Origin of the sequence: Virgisporangium aurantiacum (assembly GCF_016863635.1) — a bacterium.
Lineage (GTDB): Bacteria > Actinomycetota > Actinomycetes > Mycobacteriales > Micromonosporaceae > Virgisporangium > Virgisporangium aurantiacum.
Genome location: NZ_BOPG01000175.1, coordinates 1 through 1916 on the forward strand (window position 1 = coordinate 1; position 1916 = coordinate 1916).

Genomic DNA, 1916 nt, shown 5'->3' on the forward strand with positions numbered 1-1916 from the left:
GGTGCCGTTGAACCCGGCCACGGTGGCGTCACCGAGGGGGCCGCCGGTGACGCCCTGGGTGACGGCGTTGTAGGAGGCGACATTGCCGTTGACCTGGTTGACCGCATCAACGGTGCCGTTCTCCGCCAACCGCCAATAGTCCACCGGCCCGGCGCCGAGGACGGTGCCGGCGTAGACCTGGCTCGACCCGGACACGGTCGGGGTGCCGACCTTCCACACCCCGCCGTTGGTGTCGGTGACCTGGGTCAACGACCCCGACTTCGGGTCATACGCGATCGTCGCGGACGGGTTCCCGGACGGGCGGATGACGGAGGTCATCGGCCGGGCCGTCGTCGCCCCGGTGGACCGCAACGCGGTCACGTCAGCGGCACTGAGGGGGTGGTCGAAGTAGGCAACCTCACCCATCGACCCGGTGAAGAAGGTGGCGTAGCCGGTGTTCCCCGTCCCGGTGTGGGTGTGGTCGGGCCAGCCGCCGCCGAGGAACCCGGCACCCAGATAGCTGTTCGCCGCACTGGCGGCGTTGTACATCTGGATCAGACCACTCTTCGACCCGACCAGGTTCCCGTCGAGGAACAGCGACTGCGTGTTCCCCGCACCCGAGAGCACCACATGGTGCCAGTTCCCGTCCGTCACCGCCCCGCTCGACGCGATGGGGCCGACACCGCCGGTCCAGAACTGCCCGTACAACTTGCCGCTGTTGCCGATGTAGATCGACGGCGTGTAGTTACTCGTCGTCGTCGCGTTACTGATCGGGTTGGCCTGGTAGGAGAACAACACCCCGTTCGGCGTACTGGTCTTGAACCACAGGGAGACCGCCTGGTAGCTGCCCTCGGCCACGAGTTTCGCCGGCAACTGCACCCGCGACGAACTGCCGTTGAACCCCGCCGCCGTCGCCGTCGACCCGGACAGCACCCCCGGCTGGCCCAGAGCCACGTTGGCGTAGAGGCCGTTGTCCGTGCCGGTGTTGTCCAACACCGAGCTGGTCGCGACCGTGGAACCGGTCGCGTCGCCGAGGCGCCAGTAGGAGCGGGGGCCGGCATTCTCCACCACACTCGGATGCCGCGTCCCATTCCCATACGAGTACGACGCGCACTCGGACGCCGAGGTCGGCGGGCACACCTTCAACAACAAATCGCCGGTGTAGGTGTAGGACCAGGTGAGCGCCGACGCCGCGTCGCCGGCGGTCACCGGGTCGGTGGCGACCGTCGCCACGTGCTGGCCGGTGGCGCCGGTCGGCATCGTCCACGTGAGGGTGAGCGACCGGCCGGATGCGGCGGTCAGCTTCGATACCCGACCCGAGGTGTAGGTCAGCGTGGTGGCGCGGGCCTGCGCGTCGGCGACCGACGTCAACCCGAACCGGCCCGCCGTCAACGGCGTGGTGAACAGGTAGGTGGTGCCGTCCTTGTCAACCAGCCGGTACCCGCCACCAGTGACCGGGGTGAACGACGCGAACCGGCCCAACGGCGGCGCAAACGTTCCGTCGGCGTTACGGCCGAACGCCACATCCTGCCCACCCGGATACGTGACCACCACCGTGTTGCTCAACTCGGTGGCCCGGCTGTCCACAATGGACGCCCAGCCCGCACCGAACGCACCATCCAGCCGCGGATCCTGACTGTTGTACGACCGCTCCACCGCCAACGCCGGACCCACCGTCGGCACCGACGCGTCCGTCGCCGACGTCGTGTAGTTCCCGACCTGCGGCTCGAAGCCCTTGCCGTCGTTCTGCGACAACTCCGACGTGATCGGCGGCTGCGGCACCGGCGTGGCAAGGGCGTTCAACGTCTGCGACGTCGACACCGCACCCGAACCGTCCTTCGCCCCGACGGTCCACGAATAGCGTTTGCCCCACACCAACTTCCCGGCCGGAACCACCCACTGCCGCGCCGTGATCCACCCCGACTCGGCAATCTTCA

At 68.4% G+C, this 1916-nt stretch carries 1 protein-coding gene; it reads right to left on the reverse strand.

What is annotated here, in order from left to right:
* Positions 1 to 1916: LamG-like jellyroll fold domain-containing protein (locus Vau01_RS62890; protein WP_204015423.1), on the reverse strand; the 1916-nt coding region annotated here is incomplete at both ends.